General features: G+C 38.0%; 18 protein-coding genes and 1 pseudogene. 3 read left to right on the top strand and 16 right to left on the bottom strand.

Features of this window, described 5'->3' with window-relative positions; translation table 11 throughout:
• Positions 1-27: 27 nt before the first annotated feature.
• The 13 genes and pseudogenes from AB5Z12_RS11030 to AB5Z12_RS10970 form a co-directional block, all read right to left on the bottom strand.
• On the bottom strand, positions 28-1,269 hold the full coding sequence (locus AB5Z12_RS11030; protein WP_368368654.1) for an IS256 family transposase: 1,242 nt from the start codon (positions 1,267-1,269) through the stop codon (positions 28-30).
• A 259-nt stretch (positions 1,270-1,528) separates the two neighbouring features.
• Complete coding sequence (locus AB5Z12_RS11025) at positions 1,529-2,599, bottom strand: sialidase family protein (protein WP_195590266.1); 1,071 nt, start codon at positions 2,597-2,599, stop codon at positions 1,529-1,531.
• Positions 2,600-2,649: 50 nt separating this feature from the next.
• The gene (locus AB5Z12_RS11020; RefSeq protein ID WP_173769894.1) at positions 2,650-3,501 is read right to left on the bottom strand and encodes a carbohydrate ABC transporter permease; all 852 of its coding nucleotides are present in this window, start codon (positions 3,499-3,501) and stop codon (positions 2,650-2,652) included.
• Positions 3,501-4,409 carry a carbohydrate ABC transporter permease gene (locus tag AB5Z12_RS11015; protein ID WP_173769895.1) on the bottom strand — a complete coding sequence of 303 codons (909 nt, stop codon included), beginning with the start codon at positions 4,407-4,409 and terminating at the stop codon, positions 3,501-3,503. The genes AB5Z12_RS11020 and AB5Z12_RS11015 overlap by 1 nt, the downstream gene beginning before the upstream one ends.
• Before the next feature lie 32 nt (positions 4,410-4,441).
• The gene (locus AB5Z12_RS11010; protein WP_173769896.1) at positions 4,442-5,740 is read right to left on the bottom strand and encodes an extracellular solute-binding protein; all 1,299 of its coding nucleotides are present in this window, start codon (positions 5,738-5,740) and stop codon (positions 4,442-4,444) included.
• A 60-nt stretch (positions 5,741-5,800) separates the two neighbouring features.
• The gene (locus AB5Z12_RS11005; protein ID WP_173769897.1) at positions 5,801-6,832 is read right to left on the bottom strand and encodes a lactonase family protein; all 1,032 of its coding nucleotides are present in this window, start codon (positions 6,830-6,832) and stop codon (positions 5,801-5,803) included.
• A gap of 9 nt (positions 6,833-6,841) precedes the next feature.
• Positions 6,842-7,651, bottom strand: coding sequence for an SDR family NAD(P)-dependent oxidoreductase (locus AB5Z12_RS11000; RefSeq protein WP_173769898.1), 810 nt, complete (start codon positions 7,649-7,651; stop codon positions 6,842-6,844).
• Positions 7,652-7,676: 25 nt separating this feature from the next.
• Positions 7,677-8,945, bottom strand: coding sequence for an ABC transporter substrate-binding protein (locus AB5Z12_RS10995; RefSeq protein ID WP_173769899.1), 1,269 nt, complete (start codon positions 8,943-8,945; stop codon positions 7,677-7,679).
• Positions 8,946-9,001: 56 nt separating this feature from the next.
• A complete protein-coding gene (locus AB5Z12_RS10990) occupies positions 9,002-10,513 on the bottom strand; it encodes a response regulator (RefSeq protein WP_368368653.1) in 1,512 nt (503 codons plus the stop codon).
• Complete coding sequence (locus AB5Z12_RS10985; protein WP_173771332.1) at positions 10,510-12,207, bottom strand: sensor histidine kinase; 1,698 nt, start codon at positions 12,205-12,207, stop codon at positions 10,510-10,512. Before AB5Z12_RS10985 ends, AB5Z12_RS10990 begins: the two co-directional genes overlap by 4 nt.
• A gap of 244 nt (positions 12,208-12,451) precedes the next feature.
• Positions 12,452-12,667, bottom strand: coding sequence for a hypothetical protein (locus tag AB5Z12_RS10980; RefSeq protein WP_173769902.1), 216 nt, complete (start codon positions 12,665-12,667; stop codon positions 12,452-12,454).
• Positions 12,603-13,454, bottom strand: a complete 852-nt coding sequence (locus AB5Z12_RS10975; RefSeq protein WP_173769903.1) for a Gfo/Idh/MocA family protein — start codon at positions 13,452-13,454, stop codon at positions 12,603-12,605. Before AB5Z12_RS10975 ends, AB5Z12_RS10980 begins: the two co-directional genes overlap by 65 nt.
• A 221-nt stretch (positions 13,455-13,675) precedes the next feature.
• Positions 13,676-14,479, bottom strand: a pseudogene (locus tag AB5Z12_RS10970) (FGGY-family carbohydrate kinase); the annotation flags it as partial.
• Between AB5Z12_RS10970 and AB5Z12_RS10965 the strand changes: the two are divergent.
• Both AB5Z12_RS10965 and AB5Z12_RS10960 read left to right on the top strand, forming a co-directional pair.
• Positions 14,392-14,841 carry an ATP-binding protein gene (locus AB5Z12_RS10965; RefSeq protein ID WP_330386372.1) on the top strand — a complete coding sequence of 150 codons (450 nt, stop codon included), beginning with the start codon at positions 14,392-14,394 and terminating at the stop codon, positions 14,839-14,841. The pseudogene AB5Z12_RS10970 and the gene AB5Z12_RS10965 sit on opposite strands and share 88 nt — an antisense overlap.
• Positions 14,838-15,584 (top strand): response regulator, encoded by a 747-nt coding sequence (locus tag AB5Z12_RS10960; RefSeq protein WP_368368652.1) that lies wholly within the window; start codon positions 14,838-14,840, stop codon positions 15,582-15,584. Before AB5Z12_RS10965 ends, AB5Z12_RS10960 begins: the two co-directional genes overlap by 4 nt.
• A 68-nt stretch (positions 15,585-15,652) precedes the next feature.
• Here AB5Z12_RS10960 and AB5Z12_RS10955 read toward each other — a convergent pair whose 3' ends face one another.
• From AB5Z12_RS10955 to AB5Z12_RS10945, 3 genes are read right to left on the bottom strand one after another with little or no spacing between them, the layout of a single operon-like run.
• Positions 15,653-16,561: a ParB/RepB/Spo0J family partition protein gene (locus AB5Z12_RS10955; RefSeq protein WP_368368651.1), complete on the bottom strand. Its 909-nt coding sequence runs from the start codon at positions 16,559-16,561 to the stop codon at positions 15,653-15,655.
• On the bottom strand, positions 16,551-17,336 hold the full coding sequence (locus AB5Z12_RS10950) for a ParA family protein (RefSeq protein WP_368368650.1): 786 nt from the start codon (positions 17,334-17,336) through the stop codon (positions 16,551-16,553). Before AB5Z12_RS10950 ends, AB5Z12_RS10955 begins: the two co-directional genes overlap by 11 nt.
• A 10-nt stretch (positions 17,337-17,346) precedes the next feature.
• The gene (locus tag AB5Z12_RS10945) at positions 17,347-18,231 is read right to left on the bottom strand and encodes a ParB/RepB/Spo0J family partition protein (protein WP_368368649.1); all 885 of its coding nucleotides are present in this window, start codon (positions 18,229-18,231) and stop codon (positions 17,347-17,349) included.
• A gap of 754 nt (positions 18,232-18,985) precedes the next feature.
• On the opposite strand from AB5Z12_RS10945, the gene AB5Z12_RS10940 reads away from it, so the two are divergent.
• Positions 18,986-22,036 (top strand): VaFE repeat-containing surface-anchored protein, encoded by a 3,051-nt coding sequence (locus AB5Z12_RS10940; protein WP_368368648.1) that lies wholly within the window; start codon positions 18,986-18,988, stop codon positions 22,034-22,036.
• Positions 22,037-22,146 lie beyond the last annotated feature (110 nt).

Genomic DNA, 22,146 nt, shown 5'->3' with positions numbered 1-22,146 from the left:
CGCCAGTCTTGCTCGCTGGTTTATTCGTTACTCTGGAAGGCGGCCTTCGTACATAATACTCAGCTCACCATACACCTGTGCCCAATTTCGGATCGTACTGGTCCATTTCTTCGTAGCTTCAAATGTGGCAAGATACAGTGCCTTTAATAGAGCTGTATCGCTTGGAAATACGCTTCTCTGGCGATTCAGTTTCCGGTAGGTAGAATTCAGAGATTCAATAGCATTTGTAGTATAAATCACCGTTCTGACCGTCGTTGAAAATTTAAAGATCGGCGAGATTGCGTCCCAGTTATCCTTCCAGCGCTTCATGGAATTCGGATATTTCGGTGTCCATTTTTCTGTTACACTCTCTAAGGCTGCCAGAGCTTTCTTTTCATCTGTGGCCTGATAAATGGTTTTCAGATCCGTAGCGAAGGATTTTCTGTCTTTATCCGGGACATATTTCAACGTGTTTCTTACCTGGTGTACAATACAGCGCTGGTATTCCGTCTTTGGAAAAGCTGCTGCGATCGCTTCTTTGATTCCGGTTAAACCATCGGCACAGATGATTAATACATCTTTGACACCACGATTTTTCAGTTCATTCATAACGGAAAGCCAGTATTTTGCGCTTTCGTTATCGCCAACACTGATGGTTAAAACTTCTTTTTTTCCTTCCGTGTTGATTCCCAGAATCACGTAAGCAGCAAGCTTTCGGATCACGCCATTATCCCTTACAGAATAATGGATTGCATCAATGTAGAGAATGGGATAGACCTCGTCCAGCGGTCGGTTCTGCCAGTCTTCGATCTGTGGCAGGATCTTATCGGTCACATCAGAAATACAGCTTTCGGAAGTCTCAAAGCCATAAATATCTTCAATGGTTTCGGAAATCTGCCGGGTAGTCATTCCTTTGGCATACATGGAAATGATCTTCTGGTCAATATCTGAAATATCTTTCTGACGTTTTTTTACAACCTGTGGTTCAAACGTTGATTTGCGATCCTGTGGCACTTCGATTTCCATCGAGCCATACCGGCTGTTGACCTGTTTACGCTTATAACCATTGCGGTAATCATCATTATCTGAGCGTTCTGATTTTTCATAGCCGAGATGCTCATCCATTTCTGCTTCCATCATCTCCTTAATGGTGCCGCCTAAAAGATCCTTGAGTGCATCCTGAATGTCTTCGGCAGATTGGATATCATACTCTTCCAAGAGCTGATGGATGATGTTTCGTTTTCCTTCGGTCATTTGTACTCGATGTACAGGTTTCTTTTGTCTTGCCATAATAAAAGGTCCTCCTAATGATATTTATTGTATCATAGAAGAACCTTCTAAACATTATTTTACAGAAAAAGTTTCATACTCTCGAAAAATCACATGTTAATTATATTACTGATAATACTTGAATTAACTTGTTTCATAAACATTTATATTCATACATTAAAAAACTTCTTTTAAATTAGATATCAAAAATCTCTCATAGAAGCCAGATTTTTCAACTTCTATAAGAGATTCTTTTCTTACTACATTTTAAGCCACAAAATCATATTTTATCTACCCACCAAGCAAGAATGTTTGTTTTATTATCTGCATATGCATGCGAACTGTGTATATATACTCTTTCTCGATTCGGTTCATCAACAATGATGCTATTTGAATAAGCCCCATATCCAGCTTCGCATTTTGCCAATATCCGTCCATCATCCCACTCTATACCGTTTTCCGAATAGTACAAGACAAAATTCCCAGCATCTGGCTCTGTATTTCCGCTTCTTCCATGCATCAAGTAACCATCCCCAAAAGCTATCATCTGTGGATTTCGCAGTTTCTTAGCAAAATAAGCTTTTTCAGGTTTTTCCCAGGTTCTTCCAGAGTCATGGCTAATTACATAATCAGCGTGATATTCATCTGCACTGTTGTAACAGTATGCAATGAGATCTCCATTTTTCAGAAAGCAAAGCGTTCCATAGCCACGTCCATAAGTTGAAAAAGGAATTACACTTCTTTTATGGAAAGATGCTCCACTGTCATTACTTACATATATTTTATACTGATGTTCCGGCAAACATCCCGTCCAGTTTATTCGTGCGTCATTACAAAATTTCAAAACAAAAATTTCTTTTTCATAATATACTGCATCATATATGCGCCCGCAATCCTTATCAATTTCTTCAGCTTTCGACCATGTAAGACCCTGATCAAAACTACGACTATAAGTGGGTACTCTATAAGGTTCCCACAATGGATTTTCTGAAATATCACACAACAAATGAAATATCACAATCGTTCCATCATTTGTAACAACTGCTTTTTCTGCCATTACAGATGTATTGATGTCCAACTGAAAATATTGTTTTGAATAAGTATATATCATAGGTGGCTCCCAGGTTTTTCCAAAATCTCTGGAACGTTTATATTCCATCCATCCCACTGCCGAATGACCTCCACCATCATCAGAACAATTAGGATAAAAAGCAAGAATATCTCCATTCTCGCATTGCACAAGCGCATGTCCCAAATGCCCACTACGATTATTGGCTGCATGATCCACAAAAAGAATTCCTTTATTTGGTAAATTGGACGGTGTAATATAGTAGCCTTCCTCAAATTTCATAACAACATTTCATCCTTTCTTATTTCAATACATCTCTATTTTCCATGTTTTTATCCTTTAATTCCGCTTGTTACAACTCCTTCAATAAAATATTTCTGACAGGAAATATACAAAATCAAGATAGGAACGATAGCCAACATTGCCACTGCCATCATCGGTCCTACATCAATCATACTTCCATACATGCTCTTGAAAAAACTGATTCCAAGAGATACCGTATATTTCTCTGGTTGCTGCAAATAGATCATCGGTGCAAAATAATCATTCCAGGAATATACAAATTGATTAATCACCACAACAATTAATGCCGGTTTTGCATTTGGAAATACTACTTTCCAAAATACTCCAAACCAAGAACAACCATCTACAATTGCAGCCTCTGACAACTCATTCGGAATTGCCGCAAAAAACTGGCGGAGTAAAAAAATATAAAATGCACCCCCACCAAAAAGGCTAGGAATAATTAACGGCCAATAAGTATTTACCAAACCAAACTTACTGAAAATCGTGTAAGTTGGAAGTAACGTTACTGATGATGGTATCATCATTGTACTAAGCAATATAAAAAATAAAATATTCTTAAATCTTGATTTCAGCTTTGCAAATCCAAAAGCTGTCAATGATGCGGTTATCAGCGTTCCCACTACACAAATAACAGTAAGTAAAAATGTATTTAAAAAGTATCTTGGAATGCGTTTATCACTAAATACATATAGATAGCTTCGAAGACTTATCGGATCTGGAAACAACCTCGGTGGATACTGTGAAGCCTGTGTTGTATCATAAAACGAAGCACAAAGCATCCACAACAGCGGAAATAGAAACATAATTGCCACAATAATCAAAATTATCTCATCCAATATTTTGCTGATTTTATATTTAAAAAAAGCTTTCTGTTTCATCAATCCACATCCTCTCTGTAAAATACCCAAAGTTTGGAAGACTTAAAAATCACAATACTAATCAACATAATTACTGCAAATAGTACCCAGGCCAAAGCACAGGAATATCCAAAGTCATAGTAACGAAATGCTTGATTGTATAAATGCAACCCGAATGTATACGTAGAAAACATTGGTCCGCCCTGGGTCATAATATACGGCTGAGTAAAAATTTGAAGTGCAGCAATCACCTGCATGATCAATACATAAAATAAAACCGGTGACAACATAGGAATCGTTATCTTCATAAACATTTTGAATGGTGATGCACCATCCAACTTCGCAGCTTCATAATATATAGCAGGTACATCTTGTAAACCAGCCAGAATAATCAACATAACACTTCCGCAGGTAAAAACATTCATAATAATCAGTGCTGTCATAGCCCAATTCGCATCCTGGAGCCAATTAGGTCCAATGATATGAAAGATCTTATACAACAAATAATTAATCATTCCTGTATCATTTCCATAAAGATAAGTCCACCCTATGTAAACCGCTACACCTGCTAAAACCGACGGTGCATAAATAATTCCTCTGAAAATATTGGTTCCTGGTAATCTTTTGTTAAGTAAAATAGCAAGAAGTAGTGCAATCCCAATATTCAATGGAACAGAAACTACAGTATAGTACAATGTATTTTTCAAACTTCCCCAGAATCGTTCATCTTGCACAAACATTCTTATATAGTTCTGCACCCCATTAAACTGAGGTGCAGAAACGCCATCCCACTTAGTAAAAGATGCATATAATGAATACCCCATCGGAATCAATGTAAATGCAATGAATCCGATAATCCAGAGTCCTACAAATATATAAAAATCTTTCTCTCTGTAAATGCCATTTCTCTTTCTATTTTTCTTCATCATTTCTCTCTTTCATAATCTGGGATGTGTTTTTGTCAGGATTTAGCCGCTTCAATAACAGCCTCACCTTTTTTCTGCAAGTTATCAAGTGCTGTATCAATATCGGTTGCACCTGTAATGTAAGCATTGAACTCACTGGTCAAAGTATCATTAATATCTGCCCAAATTCCTGCATACTCCCATGAAGTTCCTACTTTTGCCATGTTTACAAAGGCTTCTTTATTGTAAGCTAAACCGCCTCCATAGTTGGTCTTAAACTCCTCACTTTCCAGATACTCGGTAAGTGCCGGAATGCCTACGCCATCCTCATCCACTGCTTTCTGAACTTCATAATTGGTTGTCATATATTCTATAAGATCATATGCCAATTCCGGGTGCTCTGTTGTTTTAGACATACCAAAACCCTGAAGCCGCATATTCGTATTCCAACGCGTGTCATACGTTTCACTAATTGGAAGTTCCACAATATCCCATTTAAAATTGTCACCAATCTGTTTCTGATAACTTGCAATATCACCAGTCATTGCTATAGCCATGGCATATTTTCCAGTAACAAATCCACCTGTTGTCGTTGTTTTTGTTACTTCATTAGAACAATATCCATCTTTATGAAGATCCCCAAGAAGCTGGAATGCTGCTTTGAACTTTTCATTATTTGTTGCCTGCATAACCATATTTTCTGTATCATACATTTTCGGTTCTCCATAGAGTGCTCGTACAAGTTCACACACCCAACCGCCAAACCACATGCCATATGTTTTCTCAGGTCCCTCACCAGAAGTTAGTGTTTTGGCAAGTTCTACAAATTCTGTTTCTGTCCAATCCGCAGTAGGATATTCCAGATTTGCTTCATCAAAAATGTCTTTATTGTATGCAATTACATAATTAGAATACATATAAGGAAGAGAAAGCAGTTCTCCATCAAAATCAAAAATATCCAACAAACTTTCGTCCCAGCAACCTGCTGATCCACTTGCCTCCAAATACGGTGTCAAATCAGCAAATAAATCCTCAGATGCAAATGGGGAAAAAATATCACGCGACATACGGATAACATCCGGTGCCTTCCCAGAGGAAAACCACACTTGTAACTTGGTAGGATAATCTGGACCTGAACAATATGTATAATCCAATGTTACATTAGGATGATCTGCTTTCCAAATTTCCAGGAGCTGATCCAATCGATCAATCTCCGACTGTTCTGCCCAGAATGCCATTGATAAATGTACATTTTCTTCCGTATCTGCTGCACAGATGTTTGCTGTCCCAGACATTGCCATAAGCGAAGCCAATACTCCTGCAACCATTCTTTTTAATTTCTTTGTTGTTTTCATAAGCGCCCTCCATATCATTTATCTTATTTTTTACACTCATTTTTATATATAAGTATCTTGTTACATTGCACAAAATGAATATGCAAAAATACATCGTCTGTTTGAGACTGCCTGTTCTGGCATACCACCGTTCATAGAAAACGCCTCCAGCTCTCCAATTGAATCTGCATATTCTTCATTTAGAGCAAAAAATATTTCCTCTTTTTCCGAAAGTTCAATTGCTCTGGTCCAACCCTTAGTCGAAACACTTTTGCAAAAATGCAACAAACCTGTATCCTGCTCAATCTTAAAAACAGACACATTGTTACATCCCCTGTTACTTGCATATAAATATTTTCCGTCTTTAGAAACCAATATATCTGCAGCCAGATTTTCTCCAACAAAACTCTCTGGAAGAGCTGAAATCTTCTGTATATTTTTCCAAGATTCTTCATACGTAAAAACATAGATTTCCGATGATAATTCTGTCAACAGATAACACCATTTCCCATCAGGGTGAAAAGCTATATGCCGCGGTCCGCAACCAGGAGTTGCTTTCCATTCAAATTCAAATTTTACAGTTTTGCTTTTTTGCTCTATTGAAAGCATGTATAGTCTATCTGCTCCAAGATCTGACACAATTGCCAGTCGTTCCTCTGGAGACAGATATACGGAATGTGGATGTGAACTTTCTTGTCTTTTTACATTTGGTCCACTACCTTCAAACATAAAGGACTTAACCATTTCTAATTTGGGCAATTCTGCTACAACAGAAAATATCAATACTTCTCCCGTTCCATAACAACTTGCAAATAAAAGCCTTCCATCTTTACTGCTCTGTAAATGACTGAATGTTCCTTTTTTATAAATATAAGAAGTCAAAAACTGTAGCTCGCCTTCCGAGATTATTCTGTACACAGCAATCATCCCCTGTCCATCATATTCACCTGCTGCAAACAGATAAGGAGCATCAGTACTTTTACAGAGATAAGTAATATTCTGTACCTCACTTTTCTCAAACAGGATGGAAAATAATTTATTTTCCCAATTATATTCCCATGCAATAATTCCATTATTTTTCTGATGAATTCCTGTATACAGAACCGTTCTCATCCTAATCTCCTACTTTACAATATAAGTTCCTCTTCCATGAATACCGTCGTAATCTTCTGTCGCATCCATAGAATTTTCTCCGCATGCCTGTCCACCATCAACTAAAAAATCCGCACCGGTAATAAATCCTGCCTCTTCAGAACAAAGAAACGCTGCCATGTATCCTATATCTTCGCCTGTTCCTGTTCTTCCAATCGGAATACGATCTGCATCCCCTTCATAAGTCTTATCTTCATATCCCTTTGGATTGATAGCGATACAGCCTGGTGATACAGTATTTGCTCTGATTCCAAATGGACCAAACTCTCTGGCAATAGATTGTACAGAACGTTTCAAGCCGGCTTTCATACCACCATAAATACAATCAATAGGGGTCGGCTGTATAGATTTGACAGATGCAGTAAAAACCATACTGCCTTTGATTTTATTATCAATCATATGCTGCCCAACCAAAGTTGCCAAAAGAATGCCTGCTCTGTAATTCACCATATACACATGGTCAATTTCCTCTACTTTTGCATAACGCAGATATTTTTCGTATCCTACTCCTGCATTGCTCATAAGTACATCAATTTTTCCATAAATGCCAATTGCTGTATCAACCAGCTTATAAATATCCTCCACTTTACTTAAATCGCAATCAAATAATTCACATCGAACACCATATTTTTCAGTTACATATTGCTGCACTTCTTTTGCCTTTTCTGTCTCACCATTGTATGCGAGAAAAAGATCATATCCTTTTTCTGCAAATACATTAGCAACTCCTCTGCCAACCCCTCTGTTGGCACCTGTAATAATTGCTGTTTTTCTACCCATTTTTCGACCTCCCTATTATTTTTATTTATGGTACATATATATATGTCGGTATCGTTAGACTCTCAAACAGTTCTTCTGTGCTTGCAATTACATCCTCAATTTTCTGATCTGAGAGCAGTCTGGCTGTCATATCCTTGAAAGGTTCTTTAATCCACCAGGCACATTTATCCATATACACTTCATAATCATACTCTTTTTTATATAATGAATTTTCATCTGCTTCCGTGTTAAGCAAATGCATTCCTTCTGGTAATTCTATATCATCTTCGTTTACATCTGTTGATAAAAATTCTATAAGAAGATTTGCATTTTCTTTTGCATCAGATTTTGAATCAATTCCAAGAATAAAGCTTAGGGAATTGATTTCATTTGCCTCACCTTCCTCGACAACCAAAGAACCCGGCATATATTTTTTTTCGAAATCATCTCCCAATTGCTGATACAATGACCATATATCACTCATTATCACAACCGCTTTATCTGACTCAAAAGCATCCATAGCCTCTGCTGTATTAATCAACAAATTTTTATTCGAAAAATAACCTTTTTGGCTCAAATTATAAATTAATTCCATGTATTCCAACAAAACCGGATCATCTGCCCTGACTTTTCCATTCTGAAGGTCATTTGCAAAAAAGCTTGTCTGATTAAAATTCCTCAGTACCAACATCAACCATTGTATGTACATTTCATAAAAGCCTTTTTCATCTTCACCTCCAAAAATAATTGGCGTGATTTCTCTTCTTAATGCCTCTCTGAAAATCTTTTCCAAGTCTTGCGCATTTTTCGGAATTTCATAATTCAGTTTTTCCAAAACTGAAAGATTATAGCAGGCAACCAGTTTATTTGATATAAAAGGAATTGCATACTGACATTTATTCACTTCATAAATTTTTAGGTTTTCTGACTGATAATTATCAAGATATATTTCTCCTGTCAAATCGGTCAGACGTCCTCTGGTTTCCAGTGATAAAAACGTGTCATACTTCGGTTTCATAAATATTACATCTGCTATTTTTTTCTCACTGCTGATCTGCTCCCGCATAAAATCTTCATAATAGTTTTCTGAAACGAAAGACACTTGTATCTTTATAGACGGATATTTTGCCTCAAACTTCTGAAATATATGGTCAAACAGATCTGTTTTTTCTCCCCAGATTAGCACATCCAGAAGTTCTTTTTCTTTTGCAGATGTTTTATTTTTCCCCAATAGTGAAAAAACAAATGCGCTTCCTAAAACTATCGTCAAAAGAACGGTTATTACAATTTTTTTATTTTTCTTGTTTGTAATCATATTCTATCACCCTGTTTATTTTGGTTATATATCGCAGATTTCAGATTTTGTTTTCTTTATTCGTATTTATCGCATCTTTTTTGGAACTCTTTTGGCGTCATACCTGTACATCGTTTAAATAACTGACTGAAATAACGTCCATCATGATACCCTAACTTCACTGCTACTTCGTATACACGTGCATCTGGTTCATTCAACATATTCTTTGCTTTATCCATCTTAATATCCGTGACTATATCTGAAAAAGTTTTCCCACATTCTTTCACGAATAATTCACTCAAATATGTAGCATTAATATTATATTTCTTTGCATAATCTTTCAAAAGTTTTACTTCTGAATAATTATCACGAATATCTTTTTGGATATTGTAAATAACAGGATGTAGTATTTTCTTCTCCATTTTTTCCATTTTTTCTGTAAGCTTTTTTAATGTTTCGGTTGTTCTTACAGCAATTTCCATTTCAGAAAATTCCCGTTTTATTTTTGGAAATGAATCGTAAAATTCTTTAAAGATCAGTTGTTTTTCGCCTTTTTCTTCATTCATGGCTATATAAAGATAATACGAAAGTCGAATCATAAGATTTTGTCTTTCCTGAATGCTGTTTGTTTTATTGAAATATAACACCAGTTTTTCAGCAACTTGATCAAATTTTTTGTCTTTCCATAATGCATAAATTATTCTTTCCTCTTCCAGTTTTGCATCTTTCATCTGTATGATCATATGTTGATTTGTTCTGTCATTTTCCATGCACTGTTCCACTTCCAGATATTTGGAATATAAATCTCTTCCATCGAAAAATCCAGTCTCAATATGAGCAATAGGAAGGAATAAATTATTTTCCAGTACATCCACCATTTCTTCACATAATTTTTTTATCTGATATTCTATTTGTTGTGTCTGCATTGTAGAATGAAAATATTCTGTATAAAAAACCAGATAGAACATATTATATGATTCACTGATCAGGCAATACTGAATTTTCTGCTTCTTCAATTCCAACAATTCTTCTATGATATTTTTTACTGCGTATAAAATAAGACCTGAATCAGATGGCGTAAAGCCTCCTATTTTCTGATATTCCTGAATCCTGCATCCAGATAAAATGACCTGTTTTTTCCAAAATAACGATTCTGCTGAAATCAGCCCATGAAGCATATCTGAAATTTGTATCTGCAACTTATTATCACGATCTATATTTTTGGCTTTAACCATTTCTATCAATTCACAAACCGTTTCCTGTACTGATTTTATTGTAATGGGTTTAATTAAAAAATCATGTACCTGATACTGAAGTGCAGTTCTGGCATATTCAAAATCTGCATAAGCGGTAACTATGACAATTATCGTATCCTGAGACAATTCCCGTATCTGACGAGTCATTTCTAATCCATCGCATACAGGCATTCGAATATCTGTTAAAACAATTTCTGGTTTATATTTTTTAAAAAGTTCTAACCCCTCTTCTCCATGACAAGCTGTAAATACTTCCAGTGGAAACATTTTCTGTATCTGTTTGGCCACACTTTCTCGGATTAGTCGTTCATCTTCTACATATAATAATCTCATGTCTCTTTCCTGCCTTTCGCCTCTGTTTTTATATTAATTACCAACATAAACATATGATTTTCATAATGTACCTGTAGCTCCGCATTACTGCCATACATTAATTTTAATCTTCGGTAAACATTATATAGTCCAATTCCTAATGATTTCACTTCTGTTTCATTCGGTCGATAATCTTCTGTAAATTTTCTTTTCAAATTTTCCAGTTCTATTGGTTTTAATTCTGCATAATTATTACTAAAACAAAAGGATATGATTCCATTTTCTTTTTTAGCTGTAAGTTTAATTTCTACTGTTTCCATATGAAATTCCACACTATGCTTAATCGCATTTTCAACAATGGGTTGAAATGTTAGTTTGGGAATTTCCAGAGACTGTAATTCCTTTGGAACATCTGCGAAATAGCAAAATCGATCTTCATATCTCTTGGACTGTAATAACAAATATTGCTCTACATGCTCTAATTCCTGTCCTACTGTAGATGGTGCATCAATTTCATATAAGCCATACCGCAAAAGATTTGACAGTGCATCCACCATTTCACATGCCTCTATAGCTCTTTCTTCATCTAAAATCATCCAATAGATAGAATTTAGTGTATTATATAAAAAATGGGGATTTAACTGTGATAGAAGAAAACGCATTTCCAATTTTCGATTCTGTTCTTTTTCAATAGAAAGCTCTGTTAACATCCTAGAAAACTGTACACTCAAAGCATTGATTTCTTCCACCTGACTGTGTGGAAGCTGAATGCAAAAATCTCCCTGCTCAATTTGTTTCATAACTCCAGTTAATTCTAACGTTGGACGCTTGATCCACTTTATCCATATACTGCTGCAAAACAAACTGAGCAGCATGACGGGACTCATACAAATCAATACAATAATGATACTCTTACAGGATTCCTCAAGCAAATAGGAACGCGCATAATGCCCCACGACTTTCAGATTATTGTTAATTAATGATTCTTCTGTAAAATATCCTTCTCTTTCTGATATCTGAAACTTCTTTTTTTCCTGTTCTCTTAACAAAAGAGGAATATTTTTATTATCACAAACATAATACTGCATAACCGCCTTTTCATTTTGACTTACCGTTTCAATCCATTTAGTGTTAACAACCAGAAATTGATAACCTATGATTTTTCGACTACTTGACGCATATATTGTTCTACCAAATACACTATACGGTCTTTCTATTCCTTTTATAATCAGTCCATTTTCTTCTGGCAAAAGTGTAAACCCACTTTCAAGTTTGGAAATTTGCTTAAACCACTTCTTCTCCCTGAGTTCATAGCAGTTCTGAATTCCAACAATATCATTTTGAATATGATATGGTTCTCCAATTAAAGGATAAATAATCATATCGCTAATGGCTGGATGACTTGTGCTCAAAGATTCCAACAGCTGATGCGTACAATATTTTTCATAAACTGAAGATTCCTGAGCATTATCTCTTTGTAATGCCTGTTGTACTGAAATATTCAAATAAGAATTATCCGCAATGGTATATATACTATTTAAATCCTTTCCGAGTAATTCAGCCACTTGGTTAGTGTTTGCTTTTAGCATTTCTGAAATACTGTCTCTTTTTGAATAAAAACTGGTAATTCCTATAATACAAGATGAAATCAACAATATTACGAATTGTGCAATAACAATAAAAGTGATCCATGATAAATTCACTTTTGCTTTCATAAAACACATCCTTTCATTATCTATAAACCATTTTCACTCTATTTAATATATACCATATCAATAGCCAGCACAAAATATAATGTATTTCATATTTTGTTTGCTATTCTAATATTTTGTTTGTTAATGTTAGTAAAGCAATTTATTTTACGCTTATCGTTATTATAAATCTGAAACGCCCTTACACATAAAAAAGCTCATAGTATTTCTTGTATGAGCTTTTTCAACAATCTTATAATATCTATCTTTAATCCTGTGGATATTTCAATCCCCACTGTTTTCTTAACATATCACACTGTTTTAATATTGATACTGTCTCTTCCCAGGTCATCACCGGTGATTCTTTGATTCCATCTCGGATGCACTGGTTCACATGTGCGATCTCGAACTGATACCCTTCATCTTCGATGCCTGCAATCTTCTGTGGTACTGGTCTTTCGATGACCTCTGTCTTGTCTCCCACTGTCAGTTGTAACTGCCATGGTTTCCAGAACTGTGGGATCACCATATGTCCTTTTTGTACCATAGATATAAGCCGTATCAATCATGTCTGTACGTATCGAGCTGCACATCAGTCCCAGTTCCCCTTTATCATACTGGGCAATCCATGCTGCCTGTTCATCCACCTGCAGATGATGTTCATCTGTATCCATGGATGCCACACCGCTGATGAATATCGGTTCTTTTTTCAGTATCATCTTGGTAAAATGCAGATCGTATACTCCTACGTCCAGAAGACTTCCTCCTGCACGGTTCGGATCCATTAATCTGGATGTCATATCTTCATTGCGGAAAGAAAAATTGGTGCTTACTACACGCACATCTCCGATGTCCTTTAAATGTGCCTCGATCTCTTTGATCAATGGGAAGAATCTGGTCCATACTGCTTCCATCAGGAATACCTGATTCTTCTTCGCACACTCTGTCATTTTCTCCCACTGATGCACATTGATACCTGCCGGTTTTTCCACCAGTACAGACTTTCCAGCTTCCATAGCTTTGATTGCCAGCTCCATATGTGCGGTATGCGGTACCGGGATATAGACAATGTCAATATCTTCTCTTGACAGCATCTCTTCATATGTCAACACTTCCGGTATCTGAAACTTTTCTGCGGTCTTTGCAGCACTTTCTCTGGTTCTGGATGCTACTGCCACGATCTCCATATCATCAATCTGGCATGCCCCTTTCATCCAACGATCTAAAATCTTACCCGCACCCAAAAGTCCCCAGCGTATTTTTCTATTCATAATTTTCGCCCCCATTTTTATCTTTATTATACTGCATGTTTTTACTTTTTGAAGGAAAAATTCTCATAAAAATTATATTTTATGTAATACTTGAATTAACCTGCTGAATATGTTATAGTAGCAGCAGGCAAAAGGTAGTAAAGAAACCATACGTTAACACAACGAAAACCCCGATAGGTTCGAGCTATCGGGGTTTTCTATTCCATTTTTTGCGAGGCGGCTTAGATCGTCACCTCATCAAACAGTCCTTTTACTGTCGGATAGATCTTTGCAAATTTTGCATATCTGTCATTGTATTTTTCTACCAGTTCCGGATCTGGTTCGATGGTATCGATTACTTTGACCAGCTTTTCTGCTGCTTCTTCTACGGATGCAAATTCTCCGCATGCTACTGCAGCCAGCATAGCTCCGCCGTATCCAGGGCCTTCTTCACTTTCGATCACATCTACTTTGATTCCCAGTACGTTAGCGATAATCTTCTTCCACAATGGGCTCTTTGCTCCGCCGCCGCAGATCTTGGTTCTCTCGATCTTAATACCAAGTGACTTGGCTACTTCAAAGGAATCACGGATAGCAAATGCTACACCTTCCAGAACAGCCTGTGTCATATCGGCTCTTGTGGTATCCATGGTCATACCGATGAAAGTTCCTCTTGCATTCGGATTGTTGTGAGGAGAACGTTCTCCCATCAGGTATGGCAGGAAGAATACATGGTTTTCTCCGAGTCTTTCGATCTTTGCCTGCTCTGCTGCGTAATCTTTGGTTCCGATGATCTCATCCATCCACCACTTGTTGCAGGATGCTGCAGAAAGCATGCAGCCCATCAGATGATAGTATCCGTCTGCATGAGCAAAGGAATGTAATGCGTTGTGCTCGTCTACGCCAAATGTCTTGCTTGAGATAAAGATGGTTCCGCTGGTTCCAAGGGAGATATTACATCTTCCATCACCTACGGTTCCGGTTCCTACTGCTGCCGCTGCATTATCACCGGCACCTGCTACAATCTTTACAGTCTCTGGGAATCCCCAAATTAACCTTTCAACCCATTGTTGAAAATGCGATTAAGCATAGTGTGGAATTTCATACGGAAACAGTAGAAATTAAACTTACAGCTCAAAAAGAAAATGGAATCATATCCTTTTGCTTTAGTAATAATTATGCAGAATTAAAACCAGTAGAACTGGAAAATTTGAAAAGAAAATTTACAGAAGATTATCGACCGAATGAAACAGAAGTGAAATCATTAGGAATTGGACTATATAATGTTTATCGAAGATTAAAATTAATGTATGGCAATAATGTGGAGCTACAGGTACATTATGAAAATCATATGTTTATGTTGATAATTAATATAAAAACCGATGCGAAAGGCAGGGAAGAGATATGAGATTATTATATGTAGAAGATGAACGACTAATCCGAGAAAGTGTGGCCAAACAGATACAGAAAATGTTTCCACTGGAAGTATTTACAGCTTGTCACGGAGAAGAGGGGGTAGAACTTTTTAAAAAATATAAACCGGAAATTGTTTTAACAGATATTCGAATGCCTGTATGCGATGGATTAGAAATGACTCGTCAGATACTGGAATTGTCTCAGGATACGATGATTGTAATAGTTACTGCTTATGCAGATTTTGAATATGCCAGATCTGCACTTCAGTATCAGGTGCATGATTTTTTAATTAAACCCATTACGATAAAATCAGTACAGGAAACGGTTTGTGAATTGATAGAAATGGTTAAAGCCAAAAATATAGATCGTGATAATAAGTTGCAGATACAAATTTCAGATATGCTTCATGGGCTGATTTCAGCAGAATCGTTATTTTGGAAAAAACAGGTCATTTTATCTGGATGCAGGATTCAGGAATATCAGAAAATAGGAGGCTTTACGCCATCTGATTCAGGTCTTATTTTATACGCAGTAAAAAATATCATAGAAGAATTGTTGGAATTGAAGAAGCAGAAAATTCAGTATTGCCTGATCAGTGAATCATATAATATGTTCTATCTGGTTTTTTATACAGAATATTTTCATTCTACAATGCAGACACAACAAATAGAATATCAGATAAAAAAATTATGTGAAGAAATGGTGGATGTACTGGAAAATAATTTATTCCTTTAATAATAATATTCTTGGAATCCGGATAAAACTGAACTGATCAGCCTGAGTGCCATAATAGTATTCAAAATTCATACTGTTATCTCACCTCTTTTCCATTGATCCAGAAGTTCCAGAATTACACTTTCCATATCCTCCGTCGTATATTTATCAGAGAAGAAATTTCTCAGTTTTTTCTCTGATAACGTGATTTTTTGTTCCTGCTTCCTGCCAGGCTGACTGTTTACCAGTATGGAGATCATTTTCGCCTGCGTCATCGGTCCTGCTTCAAGTGCTGTGCGGAGTGCCGCTACCTGAACTGCTTTAACCGTACCATTTTCCTTGATGTATTCAAATAACCATGTTTGAATCTCTTTGTCAATATAGGAAATGTCAACCGCAACAGTAAACTGCAGACGTTTCTTATCTACATAATCAAGAAGGTCTGGAATGAGTTCCGTTAGGCGGATGTACCGCTGAATACTTCTTGCACTTTCACCCACTTGATTTCCAAGTTCTTCATCAGACCTTAAATTTGTGCCACTTTGGCACGAATTATTTTTAGGTGGTCTTCCTGCTTGTCTCTTCATTGCGCCTAATTTCATTTTATATGCAAACGCCTTTTCACTTGGAAGTAGTTCTTCTCGTTGGATATTGGCATCTACCATTATGACAATGGCTTCATCGTCTTCTATATCCCTTACAATGGCCGGTATTGTCTCCAATCCAGCTTTTATTGCAGCGTGCATTCTCCGATGCCCGGATATCATCTCATAACTATTATTCTTATCTGGCCTTACTAAAACAGGTGTCAGCACACCATTCTGTTTAATACTCTCTACCAGGTCATCCATCTTATCGTCATCCAAAACCTTAAATGGATGATTTACAAAGCTGTGTATTCTGCTAATCTCAATATCTGTTGCACTTTCCTCGCCGGATACTCCCAGCAGTTCATCTATACTAGGCATCTTTATTTTGTCTGCACTCTTACTCTTCATTTCCCAGTACCTCCTTTGCAATCGTCTCATATGCTTTCGCTACTTTTCCATTCAGGCAATGAGAAAAAATGCTGACACCTTCTGCACTTGTTTCAGCTGCTTTCACTGACATAGGAATCACCGTATCAAAAATCTCTATCTTTTCTCCATAAGCTTCACGCACTTTACCAGCCACATCTTTTGCATAGTTTGTGCGAAAATCTACCATTGTGAGAAGTATTCCTTCAAATACGAGCTGCCTGTTCAGCCGTTTTTTCACCATTGCAATCGTATGTATCAGTTGCTGAAGACCTTTCACCGGAAGGTAAGCCGCCTGTACTGGAATCAACACGGAATCCGCAGCAACCAGCGCATTGATTGTCATTAGTCCCAGACTTGGCATACAATCAATTAAGATATAGTCATACTCCGTTCTCGCAGCCTCAATATATTCCTTCATAATCAGCTCTCTGCTCATCACGTTCCCCATTGTTACTTCCAATGCAGATAATTCAATATTTGCCGGAAGCAGATCTACATTTTCTTTATGATGCAGAATGCCATCTGTGATCTCAAATTCTTTTTCATTGATAATAGCCATCATAATTGTAGCAAGTGTAGTTCCTATTTCGTCCGGTTCTACATAGCCAAGACTTGCTGTAAGGCTTCCCTGTGGATCTGCATCAATCAGCAGAACTCTCTTTCCCTGTCTGGCAAGTCCAATTCCAAGATTTACGGTTGTGGTGGTTTTTCCAACTCCGCCCTTCTGATTTGATATTGCGATTACTCTACACATAATTTTCCTCCTATTTTGCTGCCGTTTTCTGCGGTTTCCATTGGTTTAACATGCTCAGTATCTCTTCTTTCATTTCTGCCGGGGTATATGATTTTGGGAAATACCGATACAGTTGTTCGTTGTTAAACATCACTCTGGTAATTTCCCCTTTTTTGATCTCACCCATGATCTCTCTCATTTTTGTTCCCGTCAGCTTTTTCTCACGGCTTAATTTCTTCATTCTCTGTGCCTGGGAAATGGATGGGACTGCCTGTGTATACTCCATAGCATCTATAAATTCCTTTTGTTCCTCTATCGTTAAATACGAAAGTTCCACAGCCGGGTTAAATGAAAGTTCACCGTTATCCAGCTTTTCCAGTAACTCAGGAATCAAATCCGTCAGTTTCAGATACCGCTGTACCTGTTTTGCGCTGTCACCAAATTCTTCACCAATGATTTCTACTGTCTTTTTTCCTTTCAACGGGTAGTCAGACTGGCTACTTTTTCTTCTTCCTCCGGTTCGCTTCATAGCTTCATTCTTCATCTTATAAGCAAAAGCCTTTTCACTGAATGTTATCTGCTGCCTCTGTAAATTGGAATCCACCATATTAATTACTGCTTCATCATCTGACATGACTCTGATAATGACCGGCACCTTCCTGTAACCAAACTTTTCAGCAGCTGCCTTTCTTCTGTGTCCGGAGATAATCTCATAAACACCATCTGGAATCGGTCGTACAATCAGTGGGTTTATGATTCCGTATTTCTCAACACTCGCACTGAGCCGAATCATTTCCTGATCCATTCGAACCTTAAATGGATGGTTCTTAAAGGTCCGCAGACGTTCCAGCTGAATCTCTATAATTTTTTCGCCATCTTCTGGAACTGATGCACTTCGTGTATCCACTGTATCCATATCTTTCCTCCATTTCTTATCTGCAACAGAAAAAGCCTGTCCAGATAGATTTCTTTTTGAAATCTGATCCAAACAGGCTTACTGTTGACCTTAGTTCTCACTAAGCAAAGATTCTATTGTATTCACACCTAATAACTTACCGCCGGATATTTCCCTTCCTCTTTTTTCTTATCTGAGCTTGAATTTACATCCACTTTCTCAAATAAACAGCTGGCTTTTCTCTTTTATTAGAATTTCGATTTATTTCCAGCTATTATACCAGCAGTGCGTTTTATTAGACAGCGGCTAATAGAATTCTTTCCGTATTAGCTGATATTCCATTCCTTTTTCCCCTTGAAAAAACAAAAAAGCGGAAATCATATTAGAAATTTTTCTAATACATTCCGCTTTTGATAGGACGTCCCGTGCGGGAATCGAACCCACATCTAGTGCTTAGGAGTTCCCTGTGGTGGTTAGTATGCAGTAGTTCGATTATCCTGTAAGGGACGTTTAACGCCCCAAAAAGCGGAAAAGGGGCTTGCACAACGACTCTGCTAATAAACTCTAATATTCAATTATATCCTTTAGAGTGTTAGCAGGCTGTTAGCAAACCAACCACTTTTTCGGGAATTACTGATAATTTGTTACAATCGTATTTAAAATCATTTATCACATGGAAACAAGATACCCGTTAGGTTGAATTTAATTAAGTTAAAGGACGTTCAGAAATGAGCGTCTTTTTTCATACCCAAAATCGAAAGGAGAAAGAGAAAATATGAATAAGCTAGTAAAGCGATTGCTGACAGGAACGCTTGCTTTTGCAACCATTCTTACGGCATTACCAGTGACGGCGGTTCATGCTTCCGGCAATCAATACTGGACAGAATCAGCAGAACGTGTCGGCTACATTGAACACGTTATGAATGATGGTTCTATCAAATCTACGTTCCATGAGGGACACATGAAAGTTGAGGGCGAAACTGCCTACTGCGTGGACATCAATACCAATTTCAAGAATGGATATAAAACAAGGTCTGACGCAAGTACACGCATGAGTAGTGATCAGATTGCGGACGTTGCTCTTTCCTTAGAGTACGTCAAGCAATATACCGCTACTCATACAGGGCTGAATAACAACCAGAAGTATTTGCTGGAACAATGTGTTGTCTGGCAGAGATTGAGTGAACAGCTCGGCTGGCAGTGCGACAACGTCAGAGCTTCCTATAATGAAATCTCACAGGCAGTACAGAATGAAGTGTATGCTGGTGCGAAAGCATTTGTGAAAGCAAACAAAGGACGCTATGAATGTGGCGGTTACATTTATACTGGCGAAGGACAGGACATCGGACAGTTCTGGGCGAAGTTAAATGTGGGAAATGCAAAAGTCAAAAAGACTTCTTCCAATCCAACGGTCACAGATGGTAACGCCAGCTATTCCTTTGAGGGTGCGACATTTGGTGTCTATTCTGATAAGAGCTGTAACAGCCAGCTTGCCACACTTATTGCCGATGGAAACGGTGATACCAAAGAAGTTGAGGTAAAAGCCGGAACAGTTTACATCAAAGAGCTTTCTGCTCCAAAGGGTTACAAGCTGGATTCTACAGTCCATGCCTTAAATGTGGAAGTTGGAAAAACAGCGACATTGACTGTTGCTGACACTCCAAAGGTCACAGAAACTTTGATTGATTTATTCAAAATCGACATGGAAACAGGAAAATCCACTCCACAGGGAAATGCATCTTTAGAGGGTGCAGAGTTCACATGGAGCTATTATGACGGTTACTACAATGCAGATAATCTTCCTGCAAAGGCTACCCGTACATGGACAACCAAAACCGTTGCCGAAAAAAACAGTGACGGAACTATCCATTATGTATCCAGACTTGCCGACAGCTACAAAGTATCCGGCGACAGCTTCTATACACAGGACGGTAAAAATGTATTGCCACTTGGTACACTCACTGTCACAGAAACAAAAGCACCAAACGGCTACTTATTAGATGGTGCATATATGCAGGCTGACGGAAGTTCCGAACAGATTAAGGGAACGTACCTTACACAGATTTCCGAAGATGGCGAACTTGCCGTACTTTCTGGAAGCAACCAGTATTCCGTATCTGACAAGGTTATCCGTGGCGGTGTGAAAATCCAGAAACGTGACCTTGAAACAAAGGATACCAAAGCACAGGGAAGTGCGACCTTACAGTACACAGAATTTAATATCATTTCCTTAAATGACAGTCCTGTACTGGTTGAGGGAAAATTATACAGCAAGAATGAAACTGTCAAGAAAATTCAGACAGGAATTGACGGAATCGCTTCTACTTCTGCTGATTTACTCCCTTACGGAAATTACAGATTAGAAGAAAGCAAAGCACCAGAGGGCTACTTGACAGATGGTGCAAAGGCAATCGACTTTTTTATCACGGAAAATGGAAAAATCGCGGACTTGACCGACAAATCCCACTCTGTCTACAACCAGATTAAACGTGGCGATATTGAGGGTGTAAAAATCGGTGCAGGTACACACAAACGTCTTGCAGGTGTTCCATTCAGAATTACAAGCAAGACAACGGGAGAATCCCATATTGTAGTTACTGACAAAAACGGTCAGTTCTCTACTGCTTCAAGCTGGGCTTCCCACAAGGTCAATACCAATGCCGGAAAATCCAGTGAGGACGGTGTATGGTTTGGGACATCTGAACCAGACGACAGCAAAGGTGCATTACTCTATGATACCTATGTGATTGAGGAATTAAAGTGTGATTCCAACGCCGGATTTAAGCTGATTCCAGCCTTTGAGGTGGTTGTATCCAGAAATAAAGTGACCGTAGATTTAGGGACACTTACTGATGAATACGAAAAAGAAATCACAATCCATACCACAGCGACCGACAAGAAAACAGGCGAAAAAATGATTGTTGCCGGAAAAGACATCAAGATCGTGGACAAAGTCACACTTGATGGCTTGGAAGTTGGAACAAAATATAAACTTTCCGGCTGGCAGATGTTAAAGGAAGAAAACGCCGAACTTCTGATTGACGGGAAACGTGTAGACAATGATTACACATTCACTGCTGACAGCGAAAAAATGACGGTTGAGATTACTTACAGTTTTGATGGTTCAGCTCTTGGCGGTCAGAACCTTGTTACATTTGAGGAATTGTACGATATGAGCAATCCGAAAGAGCCTGTCAAGGTTGCCGAACATAAAGACATCAACGATGATGGACAGACGGTTCTTATCACAGAACGTATCATCAAAATCCATACGACCGCTACGGACAAGAACGGCAAGAAAGAAATCGAAGCCGGAAAAGATGTAACGATTGTGGATAAAGTCACATTAGATGGTCTGGAAGTTGGAACAAAATACAAACTTTCCGGCTGGCAGATGTTAAAAGAGGAAAATGCAGAACTTCTGATTGATGGAAAGAAAGTATCCAATGATTATGAGTTTACAGCCGACAGTGAAAAAATGACGGTTGAGATTGCATTTACCTTTGATGGTTCTTCTCTTGGTGGAAAGAGCCTTGTCACATTTGAGGAATTATACGATATGACCAATCCAGACGAACCAAAGAAAGTGACAGAACATAAGGACATCACAGACGATGGACAGACTGTGACAATCAAGGAAGTGCCGGAAGTCCCAGACACACCAAAGGATACTGACACGCCGGATACACCATCTACGGTTAAGACAAGTGACAGCCCAAAAACAGGCGACAATACCAATATCTATGCTTACCTTGCCATGCTCGGTCTTTCCTGCGTAGGGCTTGGCGGTATGCTTTACTTCAAACGCCGTAGAAAGAAATCATAAGGCGGTAATGTAGCGGTTGGTAGAGCGTTCAAGGTCGCCACCCTTTTTGCAACTTCACGCTCCCGTGAAGCTCTGATTTACGGGGGCGTGAAGTCCACTAGGGGCGTGGG

Origin of the sequence: Ruminococcus sp. RTP21358st1_G6_RTP21358_211008 (assembly GCF_040908885.1) — a bacterium.
Lineage (GTDB): Bacteria > Bacillota > Clostridia > Lachnospirales > Lachnospiraceae > Blautia_A > Blautia_A faecis.
This window is presented reverse-complemented; position numbering and strand designations above follow the sequence as displayed.